Origin of the sequence: Streptomyces sp. NPDC101219, from assembly GCF_044767675.1 — a bacterium.
Lineage (GTDB): Bacteria > Actinomycetota > Actinomycetes > Streptomycetales > Streptomycetaceae > Streptomyces.
Genome location: NZ_JBIWOK010000006.1, coordinates 221,739 through 246,767 on the forward strand (window position 1 = coordinate 221,739; position 25,029 = coordinate 246,767).

At 70.8% G+C, this 25,029-nt stretch carries 23 protein-coding genes and 1 pseudogene; 11 read left to right on the forward strand and 13 right to left on the reverse strand.

The features are described from left to right. Nucleotides 1-330 precede the first annotated feature (330 nt). Nucleotides 331-921: an N-acetylmuramoyl-L-alanine amidase gene (locus ACIRPP_RS14020; RefSeq protein ID WP_403641626.1), complete on the reverse strand. Its 591-nt coding sequence runs from the start codon at nucleotides 919-921 to the stop codon at nucleotides 331-333. Between the two features lie 293 nt (nucleotides 922-1,214). On the opposite strand from ACIRPP_RS14020, the gene ACIRPP_RS14025 reads away from it, so the two are divergent. From ACIRPP_RS14025 to ACIRPP_RS14045, 5 genes and pseudogenes are all read left to right on the forward strand, one after another. Further along, nucleotides 1,215-2,621, forward strand: a complete 1,407-nt coding sequence (locus tag ACIRPP_RS14025; RefSeq protein WP_403641629.1) for a family 2B encapsulin nanocompartment shell protein — start codon at nucleotides 1,215-1,217, stop codon at nucleotides 2,619-2,621. A 127-nt stretch (nucleotides 2,622-2,748) separates the two neighbouring features. After that, nucleotides 2,749-3,810 (forward strand): family 2 encapsulin nanocompartment cargo protein polyprenyl transferase, encoded by a 1,062-nt coding sequence (locus tag ACIRPP_RS14030; RefSeq protein WP_403641632.1) that lies wholly within the window; start codon nucleotides 2,749-2,751, stop codon nucleotides 3,808-3,810. Between the two features lie 271 nt (nucleotides 3,811-4,081). Beyond that, nucleotides 4,082-4,699: a GNAT family N-acetyltransferase gene (locus ACIRPP_RS14035; RefSeq protein ID WP_403641635.1), complete on the forward strand. Its 618-nt coding sequence runs from the start codon at nucleotides 4,082-4,084 to the stop codon at nucleotides 4,697-4,699. A gap of 213 nt (nucleotides 4,700-4,912) precedes the next feature. Further along, a pseudogene (locus tag ACIRPP_RS14040) lies at nucleotides 4,913-5,455 on the forward strand (hypothetical protein); the annotation flags it as partial. 74 nt (nucleotides 5,456-5,529) lie between these two features. Further along, nucleotides 5,530-5,886, forward strand: coding sequence for a hypothetical protein (locus tag ACIRPP_RS14045; RefSeq protein WP_403641637.1), 357 nt, complete (start codon nucleotides 5,530-5,532; stop codon nucleotides 5,884-5,886). 168 nt (nucleotides 5,887-6,054) lie between these two features. Here ACIRPP_RS14045 and sodN read toward each other — a convergent pair whose 3' ends face one another. Then, complete coding sequence (gene sodN / locus ACIRPP_RS14050) at nucleotides 6,055-6,450, reverse strand: superoxide dismutase, Ni (protein ID WP_004983535.1); 396 nt, start codon at nucleotides 6,448-6,450, stop codon at nucleotides 6,055-6,057. 146 nt (nucleotides 6,451-6,596) lie between these two features. Between sodN and sodX the strand changes: the two genes are divergently transcribed. Then, entirely contained in the window at nucleotides 6,597-7,031 is a 435-nt protein-coding gene (sodX, locus tag ACIRPP_RS14055; protein ID WP_403641640.1) for a nickel-type superoxide dismutase maturation protease, read from the forward strand. Here the strand turns inward: sodX and ACIRPP_RS14060 are convergent. Next, on the reverse strand, nucleotides 6,935-7,564 hold the full coding sequence (locus ACIRPP_RS14060) for a CGNR zinc finger domain-containing protein (RefSeq protein ID WP_403641643.1): 630 nt from the start codon (nucleotides 7,562-7,564) through the stop codon (nucleotides 6,935-6,937). The genes sodX and ACIRPP_RS14060 overlap by 97 nt on opposite strands. Before the next feature lie 98 nt (nucleotides 7,565-7,662). On the opposite strand from ACIRPP_RS14060, the gene ACIRPP_RS14065 reads away from it, so the two are divergent. Continuing rightward, nucleotides 7,663-8,427 (forward strand): class I SAM-dependent methyltransferase, encoded by a 765-nt coding sequence (locus tag ACIRPP_RS14065; protein WP_403641646.1) that lies wholly within the window; start codon nucleotides 7,663-7,665, stop codon nucleotides 8,425-8,427. Nucleotides 8,428-8,589: 162 nt separating this feature from the next. On the opposite strand, the gene ACIRPP_RS14070 is transcribed toward ACIRPP_RS14065, so the two are convergent. Genes ACIRPP_RS14070 through ACIRPP_RS14080 form a run of 3 tightly spaced genes read right to left on the reverse strand, consistent with a single transcriptional unit; the run spans nucleotide 8,590 to nucleotide 11,310 of the window. Next, nucleotides 8,590-9,390: an amino acid ABC transporter ATP-binding protein gene (locus ACIRPP_RS14070; protein ID WP_403641649.1), complete on the reverse strand. Its 801-nt coding sequence runs from the start codon at nucleotides 9,388-9,390 to the stop codon at nucleotides 8,590-8,592. Beyond that, nucleotides 9,387-10,316: an amino acid ABC transporter permease gene (locus tag ACIRPP_RS14075; protein ID WP_164342841.1), complete on the reverse strand. Its 930-nt coding sequence runs from the start codon at nucleotides 10,314-10,316 to the stop codon at nucleotides 9,387-9,389. Before ACIRPP_RS14075 ends, ACIRPP_RS14070 begins: the two co-directional genes overlap by 4 nt. A 28-nt stretch (nucleotides 10,317-10,344) precedes the next feature. Then, nucleotides 10,345-11,310 (reverse strand): ABC transporter substrate-binding protein, encoded by a 966-nt coding sequence (locus tag ACIRPP_RS14080; RefSeq protein WP_164342840.1) that lies wholly within the window; start codon nucleotides 11,308-11,310, stop codon nucleotides 10,345-10,347. Between the two features lie 586 nt (nucleotides 11,311-11,896). Here ACIRPP_RS14080 and ACIRPP_RS14085 point away from each other — a divergent pair. From ACIRPP_RS14085 to ACIRPP_RS14100, 4 genes are all read left to right on the forward strand, one after another. Beyond that, entirely contained in the window at nucleotides 11,897-13,135 is a 1,239-nt protein-coding gene (locus ACIRPP_RS14085) for an NADP-dependent malic enzyme (protein WP_403641652.1), read from the forward strand. Between the two features lie 333 nt (nucleotides 13,136-13,468). Continuing rightward, nucleotides 13,469-14,434, forward strand: coding sequence for a zinc-binding dehydrogenase (locus tag ACIRPP_RS14090; protein ID WP_403641655.1), 966 nt, complete (start codon nucleotides 13,469-13,471; stop codon nucleotides 14,432-14,434). A 169-nt stretch (nucleotides 14,435-14,603) separates the two neighbouring features. Further along, nucleotides 14,604-14,813, forward strand: a complete 210-nt coding sequence (locus ACIRPP_RS14095) for a helix-turn-helix domain-containing protein (RefSeq protein WP_164336527.1) — start codon at nucleotides 14,604-14,606, stop codon at nucleotides 14,811-14,813. Further along, a complete protein-coding gene (locus tag ACIRPP_RS14100; RefSeq protein WP_403641658.1) occupies nucleotides 14,813-15,376 on the forward strand; it encodes a Clp protease N-terminal domain-containing protein in 564 nt (187 codons plus the stop codon). Before ACIRPP_RS14095 ends, ACIRPP_RS14100 begins: the two co-directional genes overlap by 1 nt. 59 nt (nucleotides 15,377-15,435) lie before the next feature. Here ACIRPP_RS14100 and ACIRPP_RS14105 read toward each other — a convergent pair whose 3' ends face one another. From ACIRPP_RS14105 to ACIRPP_RS14135, 7 genes are all read right to left on the reverse strand, one after another. Next, a complete protein-coding gene (locus ACIRPP_RS14105; protein ID WP_403641661.1) occupies nucleotides 15,436-16,497 on the reverse strand; it encodes a helix-turn-helix transcriptional regulator in 1,062 nt (353 codons plus the stop codon). 1 nt (nucleotide 16,498) lies between these two features. After that, nucleotides 16,499-17,422, reverse strand: coding sequence for a DUF4097 family beta strand repeat-containing protein (locus ACIRPP_RS14110; RefSeq protein ID WP_403641664.1), 924 nt, complete (start codon nucleotides 17,420-17,422; stop codon nucleotides 16,499-16,501). A 442-nt stretch (nucleotides 17,423-17,864) separates the two neighbouring features. Further along, complete coding sequence (locus ACIRPP_RS14115; protein WP_003992906.1) at nucleotides 17,865-18,044, reverse strand: DUF6104 family protein; 180 nt, start codon at nucleotides 18,042-18,044, stop codon at nucleotides 17,865-17,867. Between the two features lie 101 nt (nucleotides 18,045-18,145). Further along, a complete protein-coding gene (locus ACIRPP_RS14120; RefSeq protein ID WP_403641667.1) occupies nucleotides 18,146-21,970 on the reverse strand; it encodes a multifunctional oxoglutarate decarboxylase/oxoglutarate dehydrogenase thiamine pyrophosphate-binding subunit/dihydrolipoyllysine-residue succinyltransferase subunit in 3,825 nt (1,274 codons plus the stop codon). Nucleotides 21,971-22,261: 291 nt separating this feature from the next. After that, a complete protein-coding gene (locus ACIRPP_RS14125) occupies nucleotides 22,262-23,374 on the reverse strand; it encodes a HAMP domain-containing sensor histidine kinase (protein ID WP_164334483.1) in 1,113 nt (370 codons plus the stop codon). After that, nucleotides 23,371-24,111 (reverse strand): response regulator transcription factor, encoded by a 741-nt coding sequence (locus ACIRPP_RS14130; RefSeq protein ID WP_164334482.1) that lies wholly within the window; start codon nucleotides 24,109-24,111, stop codon nucleotides 23,371-23,373. The genes ACIRPP_RS14125 and ACIRPP_RS14130 overlap by 4 nt, the downstream gene beginning before the upstream one ends. 123 nt (nucleotides 24,112-24,234) lie before the next feature. After that, nucleotides 24,235-24,939, reverse strand: a complete 705-nt coding sequence (locus ACIRPP_RS14135; RefSeq protein ID WP_403641670.1) for a spermidine synthase — start codon at nucleotides 24,937-24,939, stop codon at nucleotides 24,235-24,237. Between the last annotated feature and the right edge of the window lie 90 nt (nucleotides 24,940-25,029).

Here is a 25,029-nt window from a genome sequence, read left to right on the forward strand (position 1 = left end):
GCACGGGTCGGCCCGGAGGTCCGGCGGCCCGGCGGCCCGGCAGTCCGGCGGTCCGGCGGCCCGGCGTCGCAGTGTCCCGGCTTCCGGAATCCGGCGGCGGCCCCGGGGCGGAGCGGGGGCGGAGCGGGGGCGGAGCGATCACGGCCGGGGCGCCGGGAGGCCGCCGCCCGGGCAGGGCAGGGCAGGGGCGGGGCGGGGGCCCGTGTGTGTCCCGCCCGGCGGACGCCCGCCGCCCGCGCGGCGCGGCGGCCGAACCGGTCACCCGGGGCGGCGGCCGCCCCTTTTCCCTGTCCGCGCGCCGGCCGCTTCCCAGTCCGCGCGTCGGCCGCCTCACTTCAGGCGGTCGCCGATCCGCTTGCGCATCGACGTCATGGTGAACCCGCGCGGGTCCACCTTCCCCGGCTGCCACTCCAGGTGCCCGATCACCGAGCGTTCGTTCCAGCCGTGGTGGCGGCACACCGCGGCGGCGGCTCTCTCGATGGCCTCCAGCTGCGCCGCCGGCCAGGGGTCCGCGCCGTCGCCCAGGTTCTCGCACTCGAACCCGTAGAAGTGCCGGTTGCCGTCGGTGTTCGCCTCGTTGTCCGGCGGCAGGCGCTTCTCCGCGATCACCGCCCGCAGCACGTCGTCGTCGCCCAGACCGGCGTGGTTGGCCCGGCCGTAGCCGACGAGATGCACCCGGCCGTCCTTGGTGATGACGCCGTGGCACAGCGGGCCCGGCAGGCCCGAGTAGCCCTTGCGGCACAACTCCACAGTCCTTGCACTGCCCTTGGTGACCGTGTGATGGATCATCACGCCATGCACCGGCCCCCAGGGGCCCTTGTGGTTGCGGTTGTGGTCGCGCCAGTCGCCTACCTCGACGACCGTCAGACCCTCCGCCTTGAGAGCACGCAGGAACGCGCTCGCGGACATGGGTGGGGCCATGACCGCCCTCCTTCGCACTGCGGGACGGCCGCCCGTCGCGACCGTCTTGTACCGGTGCTTTACCTATACGGAGGGACCGGAACCTTCCGTTCGGTCCCTGTGCGAGCCGATCCGGACAAGGTGCGGCCGCCGCGGACCCGCGAAACGGAATCCCCATGGATGCCCAGGCGACGAGTGATCCATTCCCGCTCATTCGGGTAATGGTGCAGGCACGTTCCGTGAGGAAACCTTGATCGCGCAGATCGATGCCCGGCACCGATGGGCGTGGATCACAACTGGGAGGGCAATTCTCTATGTCGGTAGGCGAAGAGGTCCGCACGGAGCAGACCCGGCCGCAGCAGAGTCTTGGTACGGCTGCCGCGCGGAACCTGGCCACCACCACCAAGTCAGTGCCGCAGATGCAGGAGATCAGCTCGCGCTGGCTGCTGCGCATGCTGCCCTGGGTGGACGTGCAGGGCGGTACGTACAGGGTCAACCGGCGGCTGACGTACGCCGTGGGGGACGGCCGGTTGACGTTCGTCAAGACCGGTGACCGTGTCGAGATCATTCCCGCGGAGCTGGGCGAGCTGCCCGCCCTGCGGTCGTTCGAGGACCAGGAGGTGCTGTCCGAGCTGGCGGCGCGCTGCCGGCAGCGGGAGATCGAACCGGGCCAGGTCGTCGCCTCGTTCGGCAGCCCGGCCGACGAGGTGTACCTGCTGGCCCACGGCCGGGTGGAGAAGATCGGCACCGGCCCCTACGGCAGCGACGAGTCCCTCGGCGTCCTCGCCGACGGCGCCTACTTCGGCGACCAGGCCCTGCTCGACGACGGAGCCATCTGGGAGTACACGGCCCGCACGCTCACCACCTGCATCGTGCTGGTCCTGCCGCGGGAGGCGTTCGAGCAGGTCGCCGAGCGGTCCGAGACCCTGCGGGAACACCTCCGGGGACTCCGCTCCATCCCCGGTCAGCGCACCAACAAGTACGGCGAGAAGGCGATCGAGCTGGCGGCCGGCCACACCGGCGAGCCGGACATCCCGCACACCTTCGTCGACTACGAGGCCAGCCCGCGCGAGTACGAACTCAGCGTCGCCCAGACCGTGCTGCGCATTCACACCCGCGTGGCCGACCTCTACAACCAGCCCATGAACCAGACGGAACAGCAGATCCGGCTGACCGTCGAGGCCCTGAAGGAGCGCCAGGAACACGAACTGATCAACAACCGCGACTTCGGTCTGCTCCACAACTGCGAGTACGACCAGCGGATCCAGCCCCACGACGGCGTGCCCGGCCCCGACGACATGGACGAGCTGCTCAGCCGGCGGCGCGGCACCAGAATGCTGCTCGCCCATCCGCGGGCGATCGCCGCGTTCGGGCGCGAGCTGAACAAGCGGGGCCTGGTCCCGGAGACCATCGACGTGGGCGGCAACCGCATCCCCACCTGGCGCGGTGTGCCCCTCTACCCCTGCAACAAGATCCCGGTGACGGATGCGCGCACCACCTCCATCATCGCCCTGCGTACGGGTGAGGAGGACCAGGGCGTGATCGGACTGCGGGCCGCCGGCCTGCCCGACGAGATCGAGCCGGGCCTGTCCGTGCGCTTCATGGGCATCAACGAACAGGCCATCATCAAGTACCTGGTCACGGCCTACCACTCGGCCGCGGTGCTGGTCCCGGACGCGCTCGGGGTCCTGGAGAACGTCGAGATCGGCCGCTGGCGGTGACCGCACCGCAAAGCCCGGCCCGCACACCGTGTCCCCGGCCGCGCGGGCGGGTACACCCTGGGGGTACGGGCTCGACCGCGGTAGCTGCGCCACCCTCCGCTCATCCTCCGAGACCAGGGGTGCGTCCATGACGGAGCTCAGGACGGAGACGGAACACCGTCCCGCCGACGGGCACGAGGCGACGATGCTGCTGGAGCGTGCCCGGGCGGAGGTCGACCCGGTGCTGCGGGCCGCGGTCGGCACCCTGCCCGGCCCGATGCGCCGCATCGCGCGCTACCACTTCGGCTGGGAGCATGCGGACGGCACTCCGGCCGCCGGCGGTTCCGGCAAGGCGATCCGTCCCGCACTGGTGCTCGCCGGGGCCTCGGCCCTCGGCGGCCCCGGTGCGCGGGCGGCCGCCGTCCGGGCCGCGGCGGCGGTGGAACTGGTCCACAACTTCACGCTGTTGCACGACGACGTGATGGACCGCGACACCACCCGCCGTCACCGGGCCACCGCGTGGACCGTCTTCGGTGACGCCGCCGCCATCCTCGCCGGTGACGCGCTCCAGGCGCTCGCCCTCCGGCTGCTCGCCGAGGACGCGCACCCCGCGGCTCCGGCGGCTGCGGCCCGGCTGGCCCAGTGCGTCATCGAGCTGTGCGCGGGTCAGCACGCGGACACGGCCATGGAGAGGCGCCCTCCGGGGGACGTCACCCTGGAGGAGACACTCGCCATGGCCGAGGCCAAGACGGGCGCACTCCTCGGCTGTGCCTGTTCCGTGGGGGCGCTGTACGCGGACGCCCCGGAAGCCGATGTGGCCGCGCTGGACGCGTTCGGCCGGGAGGCCGGGCTCGCCTTCCAGCTCATCGACGACGTGATCGGCATATGGGGCGACCCACGGCACACCGGCAAGCCGGCCGGCGCGGACCTGGCCGCCCGCAAGAAGTCCCTGCCCGTGGTCGCCGCGCTCACCTCAGGTGGTCCGGCCGCCGCCGAACTCGCCGCCCTGTACGCGGCTCCGCATGCGAAGGAGGACCTGGAGCGGATCACGCTGACCGTGGAACGGGCGGGCGGCCGGGACTGGGCACAGGCCCAGGCGGCCGACCGGATGGCCCGGGCGATGCAGGAGCTGGCCCGTGCCGTGCCGGACCCGGAAGCCGCGGGCGGGCTGCTGGCCCTGGCCGAGTTCGTGACACGGCGCACCACCTGACGGTTCGCCCGGGCACCGAGGACACGGGGGAGGATCCGGCGGATGTCCCGGGCGGCCGTCGCACCGAACCCCGGAGCCCGGGACCGTGCGGCTCCTGCCGACGCACGGTCGCCGCGGGCACGGGTCCGGCGGGTCCCGCACTTCCCCACGATGTGCGGGGCCCGCGCCCCCCGCCGGCCGACCTTCGCCCGGTTCCCGAACTCCCGTGCGGGACACGGACGTTAGGCTCAACCCCCGTACATCACACATGGGTTGAGGCAAAGGGGTGGACATGGGCGTGGCGATCCGGACGGCGGGGGAGCAGGACCGGGAGCGGGTGGTCCGGCTGCTGGACGCGGCGTTCCAGGACGATCCGGTGAGCAGTTGGGTCTTCCCCGGTGAGGAGTACCGGCGGACGACGCATCACCGCCTCATGGCCTCCTTCACCGACATCGTGATGGCGGACGGGTGGATCGACGTCACCGAGGACGGCTCCGCCTGCGCGCTGTGGCTGCCCGTGCCCGCGGACGACCCCGAGGGCGAGGCGGACGAGGAGGACGACGGTCCGGCACTGGTGCGGGAGGCCGTCGACCCGGACAACGAGCGGGTGGAGCTGATCGGCCGCCTGACGGCGGGCATCCATCCCTCGGGACGGGCCCACGCCTATCTGTGGATGATCGGCGTGGCCCCCGGCCGGCAGGGCGAGGGGTTGGGCACCGCGCTGATCGGCGCGGTCCTCGACCGCTGCGACCGCACCGGGCTGCCTGCCTACCTGGAGGCCAGCAGCGCGCGCAGCCGCACTCTCTACGAGCGCCTCGGCTTCGAGGCCGCCGGAGAGCCCCTCGCCCTCCCCGACGGCCCGTACATGTGGCCCATGTGGCGCGAACCCCGCCCCGACTCGACCCCGTGACCCGAGGCCGGTGGACCGCCCCGGTACGGCCGCTCCGGACCGCCGCGCGCCCGGACCGTCCGAACCCCCGGTGTAGCGCGAGAAACCCCCGGAGCGGGGACGTTCGGCCCTGGTCGCGGAGGTGCCGTCCCCGCTTCACTGGCCCCGGCAGCACCGTCCGCCGAAGGCTTGAGGTCCCGGCGGACGCCGGACGAGGGGACGACAAGGGGCGGGATGAGCGACGAGGCGAGGGACGACGGAACGGCGGAGGCGCAGATCACGGTGGTCGGACACGCCGATCTGACACCGGACACCCTGCGTCTGGTGGAGTCCGCACTGCACAGACGTCTCGGGCGCCTCGCCCGTGGACCGGCCGTCGTGCGTTCCGGCGCCGGCTCCGCCCTGGCCTTCGGCCGGGCGGCGCGAGCCGCGGGCCGCCGGCTGGTCGTCGGGATCCCCACCCGTGACGGGGTCCCCGCCGTGCCGCTGCGGCCCGACCGACTGGCGACCGGCGAACTGCTGACCCTCGCCGACCGGGTGCGGCTCCTGGAGTACGACCCCGCGGACCGGGACGCCTGCGTGCGCGCCGACGAGCGGATGGTGGCCGACGGCAGCCTGCTGCTGGCGGTGTGGGACGGCTCCCCGTCCGACGGGCGGGACGCCACCGCCCACCTGGTGGCCTACGCCCGCGCCAGGGGCGTACCGGTGGACGTCGTGTGGCCCGAGGGGGCGGCCCGGGAACCGCGCCGGGTGCCCGCAGCATCCCCGGCACGGCCGCCGCGGCCCCGCGCCCGTCCCGGCTCGGCGGTCCCGACGTGCCGGCACGTGTCCCGGGGGCGCCTGGACCGCGCATGAGGGCCGCCGCGGATGCCGAGGAGGCAGCTCTCGATTCCGTCCGCACCTTCGGCGACGGGGTGACGGTGCCGCGCGTACAGCAGGGAGCGCTGAGCCGCCCCTGGGCCTACCCTGAGGGCATGGGCAGCGAAGAGCACGCGTGTCCCTCCTGCGGACAGCCGGTCGAGTTGGTCGTCCGACGTCGCAAGACGCTCGGCGCGTGGGTCCCCTCCTGGGTGAAGGGCCCCTGCCAGAACCCCCGGTGCACGGCCTACGTGCCCCCGGACCACACCGACACCGCGCCCGCGGAACCCGCCGAGCCCCACGCCGACCCGTCCCCGACGGACGGGCCCGCAGCACCGCAGAACCCCTGAGACGCCACGCAACCCGGCCGTCTCCCGTATCCGAATGCGGCCGCGGCCCGTGTCCGGTCCCGGACAGCCCGAAGGGGCCCGGCCGCACAGCTGCGGACGGACCCCTTCGTGAAGCCCGAGACCCACGAGGCCCCACCGGTCACCGGTGGGGGCACGACCGAGGGGGGATCAAGCCTTCTTGGTCTCCCAGAAGATCTTGTCGATCTGGGCGATGTAGTCGAGGGCCTTCTGGCCGGTCGCCGGGTCGGTGGACGCCTTGGCGGCCGACAGGGCCTTCAGGGTGTCGTTGACGAGCTGGTGCAGCTCCGGGTACTTCTCGAAGTGCGGGGGCTTGAAGTAGTCGCTCCACAGCACGGAGACGTGGTGCTTGGCCAGCTCGGCACGCTGCTCCTTGATGACGGTGGCGCGTGCCTGGAAGTGCGGGTCGTCGTTACCGGCCATCTTCTCCTGGACGGCCTTCACCGACTCCGCCTCGATGCGGGCCTGGGCAGGGTCGTACACGCCGCAGGGCAGGTCGCAGTGGGCGCTGACCTTGACCTTGGGGGCAAACAGGCGGGAAAGCATGGAGCGTTCCTTCCTCGTGATCGTCTTCTCACACTGGACATTACTCCGTGGCCGACGGCTTTTCGCGGGTGCCCCCACGGGCTTAGGACAAAAGTCCGGGGTGAGACTGAGACTGGTGGAGGAAAGAACCGGGGAGGTGCCGGAGGATGCCGGAGCTGTCGCAGGACGCCGAGCGGTCGAGTGCGCCGCTGCCCTTCGGGGTGGCGGAGGTGACCGGACCGTCCATGGTGCCCACGCTGCACCACGGGGACCGGCTCCTGGTGCACTACGGGGCCCGGGTCCGCCCCGGTGACGTGGTGGTGCTGCGCCATCCGTTCCAGCAGGACCTGCTGGTCGTCAAACGGGCCACCGAGCGCCGCGAGGGCGGCTGGTGGGTACGCGGGGACAACACGTACGCCGGGGGCGACAGCACCGACTACGGGACGGTGCCGGACGAGCTCGTGCTGGGCAGGGTGCGCTTCCGGTACCGGCCCCGCCGGGCCGCTCAGTGCTCCCCGCTGGCGCTGGTGGTCTGGGCGCTCTCCGCCGCCCGGCCCGTGCTGTCCGCCCGCCCGGTCTCCAGGCGCTTGCGGGCGCGGTAGGCGGCCACGTTCGCGCGGGTCGCGCAGCGGTCGGAGCAGTAGCGCCGGGAGCGGTTCGTGGAGGTGTCCAGGTAGGCGTTGCGGCAGGGCGGTGCCTCGCACAGGCCGAGCCGGTCGACGCCGTACTCCGTGAGGTGGAAGGCCAGGCCCATCGCGGCGATGGCGGCGTAGCCGGCGGTCGCGTTGGACGGGTGGTCGGCCAGGTGCATGTGCCACAGCGGGCGTCCGTCGTCGTCCCGCACGTCGTGCCCGGAGATCTGCGGGCTGACCGGGAACTCCAGCAGCAGCGAGTTCAGCAGGTCCACGGCGAGGGTCTCGTCGTCGCCGTCCGCCGCCTCGAAGACCGCGCGGAGCCGTCCGCGGACCGAGCGGAAACGCGTCAGGTCGGCCTCGGTCGCGCGGCGCGCCGCGGACTGGTTGGTCCCGAACAGACCGCGGACCGCCTCGACGGAGGTCAGCGCGTCCTTGCCCCGGGCCGGCTCCTCGGTGTTGACGAGACGGACGGCGTAATCCGAGTAATAGGCCAGTTCCACTTGTAGTCCTTACGAAGGGGCTTTAAGGTCGTGCCTGCGGCCGGGTAACAGACGATTGTGCTTTCAGGGTATTACGTGCACGCGCGAGGAGGGGCTCGATGACGGACACGCCGACGACCACCACCGACTGGCAGGGCTGGCAGCGCAGCTGGGACCGCCAGCAGGAGTGGTACATGCCCGACCGCGAGGAGCGCTTCCGCGTCATGCTCGACATGGTCGAGGCCCTCGTCGGAACCTCGCCGCGCGTCCTCGACCTGGCCTGCGGCACCGGCAGCATCACCGCCCGGCTGCTCGACCGGTTCCCGGACGCCACCAGCACCGGCGTCGACCTCGACCCGGCGCTGCTCGCCATCGCCGAGGGCACCTTCGCGGGTGACGAGCGGGTCACCCTCGTCACGGCCGACCTCGAGGACCCCGACTGGCCGTCCGCACTGCCGCACGACACGTACGACGCCGTGCTGACCGCGACCGCCCTCCACTGGCTGCACCGGGAACCCCTCGCGGACCTCTACGGACGCCTCGCGGGCCTGGTGCGCGACGGCGGTGTCTTCATGAACGCGGACCACATGATCGACGAGACGACGCCCCGGATCAACGCGGCCGAGCGCGCCCTGCGTCACGCCCACATGGATCGAGCCAGGCGGGACGGCGCCCTCGACTGGGCCGAATGGTGGCAGCTCGCCGCGAAGGACCCGGTCCTCGCGGAACCCACCGCCCGCCGCTTCGAGATCTACGGCGAGCACGCCGACGGCGACATGCCCTCCGCCGACTGGCACGCCCGCACGCTGCGCGACCACGGCTTCACCGAGACCCGGCCGGTGTGGTGCTCACCCTCGGACACGCTGCTGCTCGCGCTGAAATGAGCCGGCATCGGACACCGGCCACGCCACGACCGGAACGAGCCTGGCCGGCTCGATGATCGCCATCCGGCTCAGGATTTCCTCAGGGCAAACGAAGGTGCGCCGGACGATGTCCGGCGCACCTTCGCTTCTCGATGAGTCACGCCTGGCGGCGGACGGGACGGGTTACAGGACCTTGGACAGGAACGCCTTGGTCCTCTCGTGCTGCGGATTCGTCAGCACGTCCCTCGGGTGGCCCGTCTCCACGGCCACACCGTCATCCATGAAGACCAGCGAGTCGCCCACCTCCCGGGCGAAGCCCATCTCATGGGTGACCACGATCATCGTCATGCCGTCCTCGGCGAGATCGCGCATCACGTCGAGCACCTCGCCCACGAGCTCCGGGTCCAGTGCGGACGTCGGCTCGTCGAAGAGCATCAGCTTGGGCTGCATGGCCAGCGCGCGGGCGATGGCCACACGCTGCTGCTGACCGCCCGAGAGCTGAGCCGGGTAGTGCTTCATGCGGTCGCCCAGACCCACACGGTCGAGCAGTCGCTCCGCGCGCTCCCGCGCGACGGCCTTCGTCTCCCGCTTGACCTGGAGCGGGGCCTCCATGACGTTCTCGATGGCCGTCATGTGGGGGAAGAGGTTGAAGCGCTGGAACACCATGCCGATGTCCCTCCGCTGGGCCGCGACCTCCTTCTCCTTCAGCTCGTAGAGCTTGTCGCCCTTCTGGCGGTACCCGACCAGCTCGCCGTCGACGGACAGACGGCCGGCGCTGATCTTCTCCAGGTGGTTGATGCACCGAAGGAAGGTGGACTTGCCGGACCCGGAGGGCCCGACGAGGCAGAACACCTCGCGCGCGTTCACCTCGAGGTCGATGCCCTTGAGGATGTGCGCGGGTCCGAACGACTTGTGGACGCCTTCGGCCTTGACCATCGGGTGCCCGCTGGTGGCGGGGACGGAGTCCTTGACGAGACTGCTCATCGGGTCACCCCCGGGCGGCCGAAGGAATGGAACATGCGCAGGTTGCTCTTGAGCCGCTGGATCGGCGTCGGAGGCAGTGTCCGCCGGGCACCGCGGGCGTACCGACGCTCGAGGTAGTACTGGCCGACGCTGAAGACACTGGTGAGTGCGAGGTACCAGATGGAGGCGACGAAGTACATCTCGACGACTGCCAGCGACGTACTGGAGATGTCGGTGGACCGTTTGATGAGTTCTGTGAACTGCACCACGTAGGCCAGTGACGAGGTCTTCAGCATGTTGATGTACTCGTTGCCCGTGGGCGGCACGATGACACGCATGGCCTGCGGAAGCACCACACGGCGCAGTGTCTTCGCACGGGTCATGCCCAGAGCCTGCGAGGCCTCCGTCTGTCCCTCGTCGACGGACTGGATGCCCGCTCGGACGATCTCGGACATGTAGGCGGCCTCGTTGAGGCCCAGGCCCAGCAGCGCCGCCAGGAACGGCGTCATCACCTGGTTCATCTCGTCCTTGTAGAACCCCAGGTTCAGTGTGGGGAAGACGAGAGCGATGTTGTACCAGATGAGGAGTTGCACCAGCACCGGAGTACCGCGGAAGAACCACACGTAGAACCACGCGACCGTACTGGTCACCGGGTTCGACGACATCCGCATCACTGCGATGATCACGCCCAGGACCAGGCCGAGCACCATGGCGAGTACGGAGAGGTACAGCGTGTGCCACGCCCCGGAAAGGATGGTCCCGTCCACGAGGTAATCGGGGATGACGCTGTAGTTGATGTTTGCGTTCGAGAAGGCGATGCCGATCATCACCAGTACGGCTATGACCACCGCACCGGCGACCCAGCGGCCGTAATGGCGGACCGGAATCGCCTTGATCTGCTCCGGCGGCACGGAGGGTGCCGGAGTCTTGTCGACCGTGTCGGTCACAGTGACTGCCCTTCAGTGGTGCCGAGGCTCAGGAGCCGCCGTTGATCTTCGCCTCGGTCACGGCGCCGTCCGTGACGTTCCACTTCTCGAGAATCTTGGTGTACTCGCCGTTCTCGATGATGGCGTTCAATGCGGCCTGAAGGGCGTCCCGCAGTTCGGTGTTCTGCTTGCTCACGCCGATGCCGTAGGGGCCGGCCTCGATCTGCTCGCCGACCACCTCGAAGTCCTTGCCGCCGCCCGACGTCTTGGCGTTGTAGGCGGCGACGGGGAAGTCGTTGAGGTCGGCGACGGACGCGCCCTGCTTCAGGCGGAGGAGCGCCTCCGGGTCGGTGTCGAAGGTCTGCAGCTTGATCGCCTTCTTGCCGTCCTCCGTGCACTTCTTGTTCTGGGCGTTCGCGATGCCCTCGGAGGTCGTACCGCGCTGCAGCGCCACGACCTGGCCGCACAGGTCGTCGAGGGTCTTGATGCCCTTGGGGTTGCCCTTCTGGACGAGGATCGACGTTCCGGCCGTGAAGTAGTCGACGAAGTCGATGCCGTTGCCGGCCTTCTTGCCCGTGTCCGAGTCGATGCCGTTCTGGCGGTCCTTGGTGTCGCTCATCGCCGACATGATGACGTTGAAGCGGTTGGACTGCAGACCCACGATGAGCTGGTCGAACTTGCCGTTCTGGAACTGGAACTCGACGCCCAGCTGCTTGCCGAGCGCCTCGGCGATGTCCGGGTCGATACCGACGGCCTTGCCGCCCTCCATGAACTCGACCGGCGGGTACGCGATGTCGGAGCCCACCTTGATGACCCCCGCCTTGCGGATGTCGTCAGGGAGCTTGTCGTTGAGCGGCGCGGCGGAGCCGGTCGTGTCAGCGGTGCCACTGTCGCTGCTCTTGTCCGTCTGGTCACCGCAGCCGGTGAGAAGCAGTGCGCCTGCGACCGCGATCGCGCCGACCGCGGCAGTCCGGGAGCGCGCGGCGGTGGTACGACGGGTGGTGCTTGCGGTCATGGTGGTTCCTCCGGCGGATGGGTGGAGTGCCGATGGGGTCGAGGCCGTTGCCGACAGGCATCGACAACGCCGCAGGTCGAGAACAACACACGTCTTCGAGTGTCGCGACCCCGTGTGATTACGGCATCTTGCCATTCGGACTGAGCCATTCAGGGGGCCAGCCATGTCAAAATCGGATAACGGGTCACACCCGAACCGCACCACTCCGGTACATCACGGCCGGACAGGTTGCGGGAATCTTCCATTCCGGCCGGAAGATCTTCGGTGGAACGGGAGATCGGGAGTGGAGCGGCGCCGCGTTTGGCGTCGCGCGACCGGTTGCCGCGCGTTTGTCCAGGTCTTGTCCTGAAATTGGCCGATGAGTCCTGGCGGCGGTCTGTGACCTTCGCGTTATGGACTCGTCCTCGGTGGCGTCCGTCCGGTAAGAAGGTTCTTTACACCCCTCATCCGGGGCTCAGGGCGCGTGTGCGGCGCGCCCATCGCGTCCGGCCCGTACGTATCCACCATCGGGCCTTGCGCGGTCCCGCCCACCCCTCACCAGGAGTGGCAAACCCTCAAACCATGAACATTTAAGGGGTAAAACCAAGTGGCAGCGGAGATTGTCAATCCTCGCAGCGACAGCGAAAGCCGGGACGGGCAGAACGAGGAGGGTTCAGGGGCGGAGCCCCTGGAGTCCTTCGACCCGGCGTTCGCGCTGCACCGCGGCGGCAAGATGGCTGTGCAGGCCACCGTGCCGATCCGCGACAAGGACGATCTGTCCCTGGCGTACACGCCCGGCGTCGCGAAGGTGTGCACCGCGATCGCCGAGCAGCCGGACCTCGTCCACGACTACACGTGGAAGTCATCGGTCGTCGCCGTCGTGACCGACGGTACGGCCGTCCTGGGCCTCGGGGACATCGGTCCCGAGGCGTCCCTTCCGGTGATGGAAGGCAAAGCGATCCTCTTCAAGCAGTTCGGCGGTGTGGACGCCGTTCCCATCGCCCTGAACTGCACCGACGTCGACGAGATCGTCGAGACCGTGGTCCGGATGGCCCCCTCCTTCGGCGGGGTCAACCTGGAGGACATCTCGGCGCCCCGGTGCTTCGAGATCGAGCGCCGGCTGCAGGAGCGGCTGGACATCCCGATCTTCCACGACGACCAGCACGGCACGGCCGTCGTGACGCTGGCGGCGCTGCGGAACGCCGCGCGGCTCAGCGGGCGCGCCCTCGGCGACCTGCGGGCCGTCATCTCGGGCGCCGGCGCGGCGGGTGTCGCGATCGCGAAGATGCTGATCGAGGCCGGTATCGGGGACGTCGCGGTCGCCGACCGCAAGGGCGTCGTCTCGCGGGACCGGGACGACCTCACGCCGATCAAGGCGGAGGTGGCCTCGTTCACCAACAAGGCCGGGATCTCGGGCACGCTGGAGGCCGCCCTGGAGGGCGCCGACGTGTTCGTCGGCGTGTCCGGCGGCACGGTGGCGGAGCCCGCGGTGGCGTCGATGGCGAAGGGCGCGTTCGTCTTCGCCATGGCCAACCCCAACCCGGAGGTGCATCCGGAGGTCGCGCACAAGTACGCGGCCGTCGTGGCCACCGGGCGTTCGGACTTCCCGAACCAGATCAACAACGTGCTCGCCTTCCCGGGCATCTTCGCCGGGGCGCTGCAGGTGCGCGCCTCGCGGATCACCGAGGGCATGAAGCTGGCGGCCGCCGAGGCGCTGGCGTCGGTGGTCGGTGACGACCTTGCCGCGGACTATGTCATCCCCTCGCCGTTCGACGAGCGGGTCGCGCCCGCCGTGACGGCGGCGGTGGCGGCGGCCGCGCGGGCCGAGGGAGTGGCCCGCCGCTGACGGCGGCGTCGCGGTTCTGCGCTTCACGGATCGGCCCCGTCCCCGGTGGACGGGGCCGATGCTGTTGCCACCGCGATTTCCGGCCGGTGGTTGCGCTGGACGGGTGGTTTCGGCCGCGGGCGGGTGGCTCGGGTGGTGTCGCGGGCGACCGGTGGCTCGGGTGGTGTCGAGGGCGGCCGGTGGCTGTGGGGCGGGGCTGTGGTTGTCGCGGGCGCCCGTGGTGCGTGTCGGGCCGCGGAGGCACCCGTCCGGCGGTCCCCGCCGGCGCAACAGGGCGTGTCTCACAGCGCGGGGCTGTTCCTTCGGTGCCCCGGGGAACCTAGGGTCAAGGTCATGTTCGCTGTCTACGCCGCCCGAATCGACCGCGACCAGCCGCTGGCCGGTCTGGAGTTGGGAGAGCGTCCGGCTCCCGAGGCCCGCCCCGGCTGGAGTACCGTCACGGTCAAGGCCGCCTCCCTCAACCATCACGACCTGTGGTCCCTGCGTGGCGTCGGGCTCACCGACGACAAGCTGCCGATGATCCTCGGCTGCGACGCCGCCGGGATCGACGAGGACGGCAACGAGGTCGTCCTGCACTCGGTGATCGGGCAGACCGGTCACGGGGTGGGCCCCAAGGAGCCCCGGTCGATCCTGACCGAGCGCTACCAGGGAACCTTCGCCGAGCAGGTCGCCGTTCCCACCTGGAACGTGCTGCCCAAGCCCAAGGAGCTCTCCTTCGAGGAGGCCGCCTGTCTGCCCACGGCGTGGCTGACCGCGTACCGGATGCTGTTCACCAACGCCGGGGTGCGGCCCGGTGATTCGGTGCTGGTGCAGGGCGCGGGCGGGGGTGTCGCGACGGCGGCCATCGTGCTCGGCAAGGCTGCCGGACTGCGGGTCTTCGCCACCAGCCGGGACGAGGCCAAGCGCAAGCGGGCGGTGGAACTGGGTGCCGTGGAGGCGCTGGAGTCCGGTGCGCGGCTGCCGCAGCGGGTGGACGCGGTCATCGAGACGGTGGGTGCGGCGACCTGGTCGCACTCGGTGAAGTCGCTGCGGCCCGGTGGCACCCTGGTGATCTCCGGTGCCACCAGCGGCGACCGGCCCTCCCACGCCGAACTGACGCGGATCTTCTTCCTGGAGCTCAAGGTCGTCGGCTCGACCATGGGCACCAAGGACGAGTTGGAGGACCTGCTCGCGTTCTGCGCCGCCACGGGTGTGCGGCCGGTGATCGACGAGGTCCTGCCCATGGACCGGGCCCGTGAGGGCTTCGAACGCATGGCGTCCGGCGAGCAGTTCGGGAAGATCGTGCTCACCGCCCCCTGATCCCCGCGCGGCGCCGTCCCGGTGCCGCGCTTCCTCTTGTCACGGCCGGTCCGGCTCTCCCGGGCCGGCCGTCGGCGTTCTCCGCGCGGCGGGCACGGTCAGGGTGGCCGGCACTCCTTCTTGTCAACTCCGGTTGACAGGGCCCGGAGTGTCAACGTAGGTTGACAGTATGAGTGAGGCAACCGATCTGGCCGCGCGGGCCGGTGACCGCGATCCGCGCGTGGGGCTGCGGGCCGTCGCCGCGCTGCGTCGTCTGCTGGAGCAGCTGGAGGCCGTCCAGGTGCGCAACGCCCGCAACCAGGGCTGGTCGTGGCAGGAGATCGCCGGCGAGCTCGGCGTCAGCAGGCAGGCCGTGCACAAGAAATACGGGAGGCATTGATGTTCGAGCGGTTCACGAAGGATGCCCGCGCCGTGGTCAAGGAGGCGGTCCGGGAGAGCGAGGAGGCCGGGGCGTCGTCCGTCACCGCCGAGCACCTCCTGCTCGCCCTGCTGGAGCGGGAGGGCAGCCGGGGTTCCTTCGCCCTGAGCGCTCTCGGGCTGGGGGAGAGCAGGGAGTCGGTGCGGGCGGCGCTGGGGGAGGCACGACGCCGGGCGGGGCTCACCCAGGCCGAGACGGAAGCCCTCGCCGGACTGGGGATCGACGTGTCGGAGATCGTGGCCCGGGTGGAGGACGCGCACGGCGTCGGGGCGATGTCCGGTGACCGGCGGGGCCGCGGGCGGCGGTCGGGGCACCGGCCCTTCGCCCGGGACGCCAAGGAGGCCCTCACGGGGGCGCTGCGGGCCGCCACCGCCCACCGCGACCGCGCGATCGGCGACGAGCACCTGCTCCTCGCGCTGACCGCGCGCCCCGGCGTGCCCGCCGAGGTCCTCGCCGACCACGGGGTGACCTACGCGTCCCTGACCCGGGTGCTCTACGGGGGCGGCGAGGCCAAGGCGGGCTGACGCGGCCCGAGGGCGGCCCGAGGCGGCCGGCCCCGTGGGGGCGGGCCGCTGCCGTCCTGTCAGCTCCTGGGGCTGCGCAGCAGGGCCCCGATGTGGGCAGCCGCCGTCGAGAGGTGGCGGCGGGTGTCCCGGAGCTGCTCCTCGGTGATGCCGTGGTCGCGGGCCGCGTCGCGGATGTCGTCCCGGAAGCGGTCCAGCAGGCGGTCCAGGTCCCGGGCGGGGTCGCCGGTGGTGTCCGTGGCCCCTTCGTGGGCCCACGGCGGGGTGTAGGCGGCGGGGAAGTCCTCCGGGGTGTCGGAGTACGCCGGCCGGTCCGCCGCCGGAGCGTCGCTCTCCCGGCCGAACCCGAAGTCCCTGCCCAGATCCTTGCCGAGGTCCATGCCGAGCTCGCCCATCTCCTTGGCCAGCTCGGTCAGGCCCTCACGCAGCCCCGTCGGCCAGTCGCCCCGGGAGAAGTGGCCCTGCACCTGCTCCTGGACGCGGCGCGCGATGCGCTGCACCTCTTCCTGGGCCTGCTCCCTGGCGCGGTCCTGCGCCTCCTTGGCCTGGCGCCGGGCCCGCTGGGCCTCCTCCCGGGCGCGGCGGCTCTCGTCCTTGGCCCGGCGGGCCTGTTCCCGCCACTCCTGCTTGGCGCGGCGCATCTCCTCCTTGGCGGCGCGCCACGCCTCCTTGTCGCCCAGGCCGGGGAAGTCCGCGAACGGGGCGTCCTCCTGGCCGCCCGCGGACGCGCCCTGGCGGGCCTTGTTCGCCGCTGCCCGCACCTCGCGCCGCAGGTCGCCCGCCGCGCCCCGGACGTCCGCCTGGATCTCGGCGGCCAGTTCGGCGACCGACTCGCGGATCTCCAGCTCCAGGTCGGCCAGTTCGCCGCTGCGGTCGGCCAGTTCGGCGCGGCCGGCGTCGGTGATGGAGTAGACCTTGCGGCCGCCCTCGGTGGTGTGGGTGACCAGACCCTCCGCCTCCAGCTTGGCCAGGCGCGGGTAGACGGTGCCCGCCGAGGGCGCGTACAGCCCCTGGAAGCGTTCTTCGAGGAGGCGGATCACCTCGTAGCCGTGACGCGGTGCCTCGTCCAGCAGCTTCAGCAGGTAGAGGCGCAGGCGTCCGTGGGCGAAGACGGGGGGCATGTCAGAGCACCTTCTTCTCGGTGGGGCCGTCGGTCGGACCGTCGCTGGGACCGAGGTCAGGAGCGTCCCCGGCGTCCCCGTGGTCGGGAGGGGCCGCGTCCCCCGGCCTGCCCTCCTTGTCCCCGTCGGGGCGCCGCAGCAGGGCGATGGACCCGGAGACGGTGGTGGCCCGCAGCTTGCCCGTGCCCGCGCCGAGCCGCCCGGTGATCTTGTGGGCGCCCCACTGGCCCTGCACCCGCAGGTTCTCGAAGGCGTTGGAGATGGCGCCGCTCGCCGTGTTCGCCTCCACGTCGGCGTCCGCCGGGTCGGGCAGGCGGATCGCGATCTCGCCCGAGACGCTGGTCAGGCCGATGTCGGTGGGGCCGTGGGGATCGAGGTCCACGATCATCGAGCCGCTGACCGAGTCGGCCCGGACGGAGGGGCCCGAGCCCTCGACGACGGTGAGGTCGCCGGAGACGGAGTTGAAGCGCAGGTCGCCGGTGACGGCCTGGGCCTCCAGATTGCCGGAGACGGTGTCCGCGCGGACCGGGCCGGAGAGCGACACCAGGGTCGTGTCGCCCGTGACGCCCTTCACCGCAGCCGGGCCCCGGATGCCCGAGACGACGGCGGAGGCGCCGACCACACCCACCTCGATCCGGGTCTGCGCCGGGACCGCCAGGGAGACCACCGCGTGGCGCCGCCGGCCCTTGCGGTCCAGCAGCTTCAGGAAGCCCTTCCAGGGCAGGTCTTCGTACGCCACGGTCAGGGTGCCGCCGTGCTGGGTGACGATCAGGGGCGGCCCCTCGATCACCGAGACCTGGAGCCGAGCGGAACCTTCCTCGGTGCCCACGACGTTCACCGTGCCGTTGACGATGCGGACGTGGAGCTCTCTCACGGGCTCGTCGAAGGTGAGTTTCGCGGGCTCCGCGACGGACCACTCGGACATGGTGGGGCCTCCTGTATACGCGCCATATCGCGTCTTACGTGATTCACGATATATCGCGCCCAGGTGAATGCCAAGACACTCGTTCTGGTGATCGCTGATCGCTGATCGCTTGGTTCGCTCCCGGGGAGCGGGGAGCGGGGAGCGGTGAGCGGTGAGCGGGAGAGGGAGAGGGAGGGGAGGGGACGGGAGGGGAGGGAGCCACGGTGCGCCGGCCCACGGCACGGGTCAGGTCAGGCGCGCGTGAGCGCAGGCGCAGGGCGCAGAGGGGAGGGCGCAGAGGGCAGGGCCCAGCCGCGCGCAAGCACGTATCCAGGCAGGCTCGATCAGGGCACCCGCGGCCCTTCGACGGGAGCAGCGCTGGGCAGCGCAGCATTGGATCGGTGCCCGCCGCGCGGTACGCGGGCGGGCACCGTGGTACCGGGCGGGGCCGGAGCCCCGCCGCCTACTCGTCGTCCTCGTCGTCCAGCCGGGCCAGCCAGGTGGCCAGGCGCTCCACCGGGACCTCGAAGTCGGGATTCAGGTCGACGAAGGTCCGCAGCTGCTCCGCGAGCCACTCGAAGGTGACTTCCTCCTCGCCGCGCCGCTTCTCCAGTTCCTCGATGCCACGGTCCGTGAAGTACATGAGGACAAGGATAGGACCGCGCAACGCGGCCGGGCCGCACCCCCCGGAAGGAGGATGCGGCCCGGCCGTGACTGCCGTGAGCGGCCCGTGAGGGCGAGGGACTAGGCCTCGAACACCTCGCGCACCAGCTGCTCCTGCTCGGCCTGGTGGCGCTTGGCGGAGCCCACCGCGGGGGACGAGCTGTGCGGACGCGAGATGCGGCGCAGGCGCTCGTCGTGCGGCACGTCGGCGCCGACGGCCAGGTCGAGGTGGTCGATCAGGTTGAGCGCGATGAACGGCCAGGCACCCTGGTTCGCCGGCTCCTCCTGGGCCCACAGGTACTTCTCGGCGTTCGGGTACTTCTTGATCTCCGCCTGGAGCTCGGCACCCGGCAGCGGGTACAGGCGCTCGATGCGGATGATCGCGGTGTCCGTCGCGCCGCGCTTCTTCCGCTCGGCGTCGAGGTCGTAGTAGACCTTGCCGGAGCAGAAGACGACCTTCTTGACCGTGGCCGGGTCGACGGTGTCGTCGCCGATGACCGGGCGGAACTGGCCCGAGGTGAACTCCTCCGCCTTCGAGGCCGCCGCCTTCAGGCGCAGCATCGACTTCGGCGTGAAGACGACCAGCGGCTTGTGGTGCGGGTTGTGCACCTGCCACCGCAGGAGGTGGAAGTAGTTCGACGGCGACGACGGCATGGCGACCGTCATGTTGTTCTGCGCGCAGAGCTGCAGGAACCGCTCCGGGCGGGCCGAGGAGTGGTCCGGGCCCTGACCCTCGTAGCCGTGCGGCAGGAGCAGGACCACGCCGGAGGTCTGGGCCCACTTCTGCTCGGCCGAGGAGATGAATTCGTCCACGACGGTCTGCGCGCCGTTGACGAAGTCGCCGAACTGCGCCTCCCACATCACCAGCGCGTCGGGGCGGGCGAGCGAGTAGCCGTACTCGAAGCCCATCGCCGCGTACTCGGAGAGCAGGGAGTTGTAGACGTTGAGCCGTGCCTGGTCCTCGGAGAGGTACTGCAGCGGCGTGTACTCCTCGCCGGTGCTGCGGTCGATGATGACCGCGTGGCGCTGGCCGAAGGTGCCCCGCTGGGAGTCCTGGCCCGCCAGGCGGACCGGCACGCCCTCCAGGAGCAGCGAACCGACGGCGAGGGTCTCGCCCATGCCCCAGTCGATCGTGCCGTCCTCGACCATCGACGCCCGGCGCTGCAGCTGCGGCAGCAGGCGCGGGTGCACGGTGATGTGCTCGGGGATGTTGACCTGCGAGGCGGCGATCCGCTTGACGACCTCCGAGGACACCGCGGTGTTCACGGCGACCGGGAACTCGGCCTGCGGGTCGGAGGCCGGCTCGGTGGCGGGCTGCGCGGTGGCCTCGCGGACCTCCGTGAAGACCTTCTCCAGCTGGCCCTGGTAGTCCTGCAGCGCCTGCTCGGCCTCTTCCAGGGTGATGTCGCCGCGACCGATGAGGGACTCGGTGTAGAGCTTGCGCACCGAGCGCTTCTTGTCGATCAGGTCGTACATCAGCGGCTGGGTGAAGGCCGGGTTGTCGGACTCGTTGTGACCGCGGCGGCGGTAGCAGATGAGGTCGATCACCACGTCCTTGTTGAACGCCTGGCGGAACTCGAAGGCGAGCCGCGCCACGCGCACGACGGCCTCGGGGTCGTCGCCGTTGACGTGGAAGATCGGGGCCTCGATCATGCGGGCCACGTCCGTCGCGTACATGGAGGAACGCGAGGACTCGGGGGCCGCGGTGAAGCCGACCTGGTTGTTGATGACGATGTGGACCGTGCCGCCGGTGCGGTAGCCGCGCAGCTGCGACATGTTCAGGGTCTCGGCCACGACGCCCTGGCCCGCGAAGGCCGCGTCACCGTGCAGCGCCACCGGCAGGACCGTGAAGTCCGTGCCGCCCTTGTTGATGATGTCCTGCTTGGCGCGGGCGACGCCCTCCAGGACCGGGTCCACCGCCTCCAGGTGGGAGGGGTTGGCGACCAGGGAGACCTTGATCTGCTCGCCGTCCAGGCCGATGAAGGTGCCCTCGGCGCCCAGGTGGTACTTGACGTCGCCGGAGCCGTGCATCGACTTCGGGTCGAGGTTGCCCTCGAACTCGCGGAAGATCTGCGCGTACGACTTGCCGACCACGTTGGCCAGCACGTTGAGCCGGCCGCGGTGGGCCATGCCGATGACGACCTCGTCCAGCCGGGACTCGGCCGCCGAGTCCAGCACCGCGTCCAGCAGCGGGATGACGGACTCGCCGCCCTCCAGGCTGAAGCGCTTCTGGCCGACGTACTTGGTCTGCAGGAACGTCTCGAACGCCTCGGCCGCGTTCAGGCGGCGCAGGATGCGCAGCTGCTCCTCGCGCTCCGGCTTGGTGTGCGAGCGCTCGATGCGGTCCTGGATCCACTTGCGCTGCTTGGGGTCCTGGATGTGCATGAACTCGACGCCGGTGGTGCGGCAGTACGAGTCGCGCAGCACGCCGAGGATGTCGCGCAGCTTCATCAGGGTCTTGCCGGCGAAACCGCCGACCGCGAACTCGCGCTCCAGGTCCCACAGGGTGAGCCCGTGCTCGGTGATGTCCAGGTCGGGGTGCTTGCGCTGGCGGTACTCCAGCGGGTCGGTGTCGGCCATGACATGGCCGCGGACCCGGTAGGAGTGGATCAGCTCGAAGACCCGGGCCGCCTTGGTGACGTCGTCGTCGTGCGAGGCGTCGATGTCCTTGAGCCAGCGGACCGGCTCGTAGGGGATGCGCAGCGCCTCGAAGATCTCGTCGTAGAAGCCGTTCTCGCCGAGCAGCAGGTTGGCCACGGTGCGCAGGAACTCGCCGGAGGCGGCGCCCTGGATCACCCGGTGGTCGTAGGTCGACGTGAGCGTCATGACCTTCGAGATGCCGAGCTTGTTCAGGGTGTCCTGGCTGGTGCCCTGGAACTCCGCCGGGTAGTCCATCGAGCCGACGCCGAGGATCACCGACTGGCCGGGCATCAGGCGCGGCACGGAGTGGACGGTGCCGAGGCCGCCGGGGTTGGTCAGCGAGACCGTGACGCCGGTGAAGTCGTCCATCGTGAGCTTGTTGTCACGGGCACGTCGGACGATGTCCTCGTAGGCCTGCCAGAACTCGAAGAAGTTCATGGTCTCGGCCTTCTTGATCGCCGCGACGACGAGCTGGCGGTCGCCGTTGGGCTTCACCAGGTCGATGGCGAGACCGAGGTTGATGTGCTCCGGCTTCACCAGGGTCGGCTTGCCGTCCACTCGCGCGAACGAGTAGTTCATCGACGGCATGGCCTTGATCGCCTGCACCATGGCGTAGCCGATGAGGTGCGTGAAGGAGATCTTCCCGCCGCGGGCGCGCTTGAGGTGGTTGTTGATGACGATGCGGTTGTCGAACAGCAGCTTCACCGGCAGCGCGCGCACGGACGTGGCCGTGGGCAGCTCCAGCGAGGCGTCCATGTTCTTGGCCACGGCGGCGGACGGACCGCGCAGGGTGACCTGCTCGGGGCCCTCCTTCTTCGCCTCGGCGTCCTTGCCGTCCTTGGTCCTGCCGGCGGCGGCCGCCGGCTTGGCCGGGGCGGGCGCGGGCTTCGCGGCGGGAGCGGCGGCCTTCGCCGGGGCGGCGGCCTGGGCCGGGGCCTTGGCGGGGGCCGGCTGGGCCGGGGCGGCGGCGGGCTTCGCGGCGGGGGCCTGCGCGGCGGGCCGGGCCGGGGCGGCCGTCCCGGACGCGTTCGTGCCCGAGGTCGGCGCGGCCGTGGAGCTCACCGGGGCCGAGGTCGCGGGCGCGCCCGGCTTGTAGTCCGCGAAGAAGTCCCACCAGGCTCGGTCCACCGAGTTCGGGTCCTGGAGGTACTGCTGATAGATCTCGTCGACGAGCCACTCGTTGGCACCGAAGGCCGCCGCAGGGTTCTTCCCCGCTTGGTCGGTGTCGGTCGAGATGCTCGAGTTACTGGGGGACTGTGGCGACACGGCGTCAACCGCCCTCTTCCGCTTCACAAGATGATGGACAGCGGGAATCAAGGCTACGCCCCTGAACGCGAGAAGGTCAGGTCGGGCCCGGGCAACGTCATGGAAGTCACATCTTGAAGCGTGTTTCGCCGCGGGAAATGGCGGGAAACAAGCGTGGTTCCTCTTCATCGCCCCTGGTCGGGGACAGGTCGACCCCGGCCCGGCGCGCAGCTCGCGCGGGCTTCTGCCTGCTCACACGTGTCCGTCAGCGCGAACACGGGCGGATCTTGAGACTCTCATTCGAACCCTACGTCAACCTTGTACGGCGGGGGCTCCCGGAAGAGTGACAAGAATTCGGCAACCCCGCTCGGATTCGGCCACACCGATGCGGCCACCGTGCAGATCGACCGCCCAGCGCGCGATCGCCAGGCCCAGACCGGTGCCGCCGTCGCTGCCCGGACCGTGCGGCCGGTTGACGCTGCCGCGGTTGAACCGCTCGAAGACGCGGTGCCATTCGGTGCGCGGAATGCCCGGCCCCTCGTCCAGTACCTCCAGCTCCAGGGACTCGGCCCCCCGGCCGCGCCGCGCCTTGACCGTCACCCGGCCGTGCGGCGGGCTGTGCTTGACCGCGTTGTCGATCAGGTTGGCCACCACCTGGTGGATGCGCTCCGGGTCGGCGTGCGCGGTCAGCTCCGGCGGGGACACGTCGAGGTGCAGGTGGACGTCCGTCCTGGTGTGGCTGCCGGAACCGGTGGCCATGCCCGCCCGCGCGGAGGCGACCATGTTGGCCTCCTTCAGCACGCCCGACAGGTACGGCCACACCTCGAAGCGCCGCTTGCGCAGCGGGACGACGCCGTTGTCCAGCCGGGACAGGTCGAGCAGCGTCTCCACCAGCCGGCCCAGGCGCTCGGTCTGCTTCAGCGCGGTGCGCATGGTCTCCGGGTCGGCCTCCGTGAGGCCGTCGACGATGTTCTCCAGCACCGCGCGCAGTCCCGCGATGGGCGTGCGCAGCTCGTGCGAGACGTTGGCCACCAACTCCTTGCGCTGGAGGTCCTGGGCCTCCAGCTCGTCGGCCATGGCGTTGATCGTCTGGGCCAGGTCGCCCAGCTCGTCCCGGCGGTTCTCCCGCACCCTGCGGGTGTAGTCGCCGTGCGAGATGGACCGGGCCACCGCGTTCATGTCGTCCAGCGGCGCGGTGAGCGAATGGGCGACGAACTGCGTGATGAGCAGGGTGGCGATCATCGAGAAGACGGTGATGAAGCGCAGCTCCGTCTTGGTGTGCACCGCGATCACCGACAGACCGGTGGTGATCAGCACGGAGACGACGACCAGCGCGCCCAGCTTCGTCTTGATCGAGAACGGGCGTACACCGCCCCAGGGCTCGGGGTCCCCGGGACCTCTGCGTCCGGCCGGCCCGCCGCTCATGGCGTCGGCGTCTCCAGGGCGTACCCGACGCCGTGCACGGTACGGATGCGCTCGGCGCCGATCTTGCGGCGCAGCGCCTTGATGTGGCTGTCCACGGTCCGGGTGCCGGAGGCGTCCGCCCAGTCCCAGACCTCCGCGAGCAGCTGCTCGCGGGAGAGCACCGCGCGCGGGGTGTTCGCCAGGCACACCAGGAGGTCGAACTCGGTGGGCGTGAGGTGGACGTCCTCGCTGCGCACCCGCACCCTGCGCTGCGCATGGTCGATCTCCAGCTCGCCCAGCCGCAGGATGCCGCTGCGCGGGGTGGTGGCCGCCAGGGCCGCCCGCTCCATGCGGCGCAGCAGGACGTGCACCCGGGCCGCCAGCTCCCGCATGGAGAACGGCTTGGTCATGTAGTCGTCGGCGCCGACGCCGAGCCCGACCAGCATGTCCGTCTCGTCGTCCCGCGCGGTGAGCATCAGCACCGGCACCGGCCGCTGGGCCTGGACGCGCCGGCAGACCTCCAGCCCGTCGAAGCCCGGCAGCATGATGTCGAGGATCAGCAGGTCGGGCTGCCACGCCTCGGCCGTGTCCACGGCGGACGGGCCGTCGCCCGCCGTTTGCACCAGAAATCCCTCGGCGCGCAGGCGGGTCGCGATGGCGTCCACGATCGTCGCGTCGTCCTCGACCACCAGAACCCGGCGCTGCGCGCCGGGGGCCGTCGTCGCCGTGCCGTTGTGGGAGGTGTGTGTCTGCTCCATCGCCCGCCCCTGAAGTGTGCTTTTCCGGAATCCGTGGGGTGATCCGTGCTCTGCCCATGAGTGCGATCGACGCGGAAAGATCCGCGTCAGGGCAGCAGCGTACGGGGAGTCACGGCGCCTTTGCTATCCAGGGCGGACGGCGAGATGCACGACGTCGGGAACGCCCCGGGCAACGGGGATCTCTTCGGTACGCACCTGCCGGAACCCGGCATTCCGCAAGGTTCCCTCGAATTCCGGAGACGGCTTGGCCGACCACACCGCCAGCACCCCGTCCGGCCTCAACACCCGTGCGCACGCCGCGAGTCCGGTGGGCGTGTAGAGGCCCTCGTTGTCCTCGGTGACCGTCCAGTCGGGGCCGTTGTCGATGTCGAGGCAGAGCGCGTCGAACGTGTCCGAAGTCTCATTGACGTACGCCACCAGGTCCGTCTCGACGATCTCCGTGCGCGGGTCGGCGAGGGCCTCGGCGGACAGCGGGGCCAGCGGGCCGTCGCGGTGCCAGTCGATGATGGCCGGTTCGCGCTCCACCACCGTGATCCTTCCCCACCGTTCCTGGGTGGCGGCGTGGGCGAGCGAGAAGCCCACGCCCAGTCCGCCGATCAGGACGCGCGGCCCCGGGCGCGGCTCCCGACCCCCTGCCGCGTCGGCCGCGTCCAGCGCCTCCAGCGCGGCGTCGACGAGGAGCCGCTCCGAGCGCCCGTCGGAGGTGTCCATCAGGAAGCAGCCGTTCGCGATGATCTGGAGCAGGTTTCCGTGGCGGCGCAGCGCGACCTCGCCGTACGGGCCCTGACGGCGGTCCAGGACTTCGGGGATGACGTACGGGGTGGACATGCGTTCATCTTGGCAGGAGCCCCCGCCGCGGTGATCGCTCACAGCGAACGGGTGCCCGGGAACATTCGGCTGAGCCCCTGTATTGAGTCG

Excerpts from the sequence above, each read along its gene's own strand:
- ACIRPP_RS14090 (WP_403641655.1), top strand. The coding sequence starts at position 13,469 with ATGTTCGCTGTCTACGCCGCCCGAATCGACCGCGACCAGCCGCTGGCC.
- ACIRPP_RS14070 (WP_403641649.1), bottom strand. The coding sequence starts at position 9,390 with ATGAGCAGTCTCGTCAAGGACTCCGTCCCCGCCACCAGCGGGCACCCG.
- ACIRPP_RS14125 (WP_164334483.1), bottom strand. The coding sequence starts at position 23,374 with ATGAGCGGCGGGCCGGCCGGACGCAGAGGTCCCGGGGACCCCGAGCCC.
- ACIRPP_RS14045 (WP_403641637.1), top strand. The coding sequence starts at position 5,530 with ATGAGGGCCGCCGCGGATGCCGAGGAGGCAGCTCTCGATTCCGTCCGC.
- sodX (WP_403641640.1), top strand. The coding sequence starts at position 6,597 with ATGCCGGAGCTGTCGCAGGACGCCGAGCGGTCGAGTGCGCCGCTGCCC.
- ACIRPP_RS14030 (WP_403641632.1), top strand. The coding sequence starts at position 2,749 with ATGACGGAGCTCAGGACGGAGACGGAACACCGTCCCGCCGACGGGCAC.
- ACIRPP_RS14135 (WP_403641670.1), bottom strand. The coding sequence starts at position 24,939 with ATGTCCACCCCGTACGTCATCCCCGAAGTCCTGGACCGCCGTCAGGGC.
- ACIRPP_RS14095 (WP_164336527.1), top strand. The coding sequence starts at position 14,604 with ATGAGTGAGGCAACCGATCTGGCCGCGCGGGCCGGTGACCGCGATCCG.
- ACIRPP_RS14035 (WP_403641635.1), top strand. The coding sequence starts at position 4,082 with ATGGGCGTGGCGATCCGGACGGCGGGGGAGCAGGACCGGGAGCGGGTG.
- ACIRPP_RS14025 (WP_403641629.1), top strand. The coding sequence starts at position 1,215 with ATGTCGGTAGGCGAAGAGGTCCGCACGGAGCAGACCCGGCCGCAGCAG.
- ACIRPP_RS14080 (WP_164342840.1), bottom strand. The coding sequence starts at position 11,310 with ATGACCGCAAGCACCACCCGTCGTACCACCGCCGCGCGCTCCCGGACT.
- ACIRPP_RS14100 (WP_403641658.1), top strand. The coding sequence starts at position 14,813 with ATGTTCGAGCGGTTCACGAAGGATGCCCGCGCCGTGGTCAAGGAGGCG.
- sodN (WP_004983535.1), bottom strand. The coding sequence starts at position 6,450 with ATGCTTTCCCGCCTGTTTGCCCCCAAGGTCAAGGTCAGCGCCCACTGC.
- ACIRPP_RS14110 (WP_403641664.1), bottom strand. The coding sequence starts at position 17,422 with ATGTCCGAGTGGTCCGTCGCGGAGCCCGCGAAACTCACCTTCGACGAG.
- ACIRPP_RS14065 (WP_403641646.1), top strand. The coding sequence starts at position 7,663 with ATGACGGACACGCCGACGACCACCACCGACTGGCAGGGCTGGCAGCGC.
- ACIRPP_RS14020 (WP_403641626.1), bottom strand. The coding sequence starts at position 921 with ATGGCCCCACCCATGTCCGCGAGCGCGTTCCTGCGTGCTCTCAAGGCG.
- ACIRPP_RS14115 (WP_003992906.1), bottom strand. The coding sequence starts at position 18,044 with ATGTACTTCACGGACCGTGGCATCGAGGAACTGGAGAAGCGGCGCGGC.
- ACIRPP_RS14130 (WP_164334482.1), bottom strand. The coding sequence starts at position 24,111 with ATGGAGCAGACACACACCTCCCACAACGGCACGGCGACGACGGCCCCC.
- ACIRPP_RS14105 (WP_403641661.1), bottom strand. The coding sequence starts at position 16,497 with ATGCCCCCCGTCTTCGCCCACGGACGCCTGCGCCTCTACCTGCTGAAG.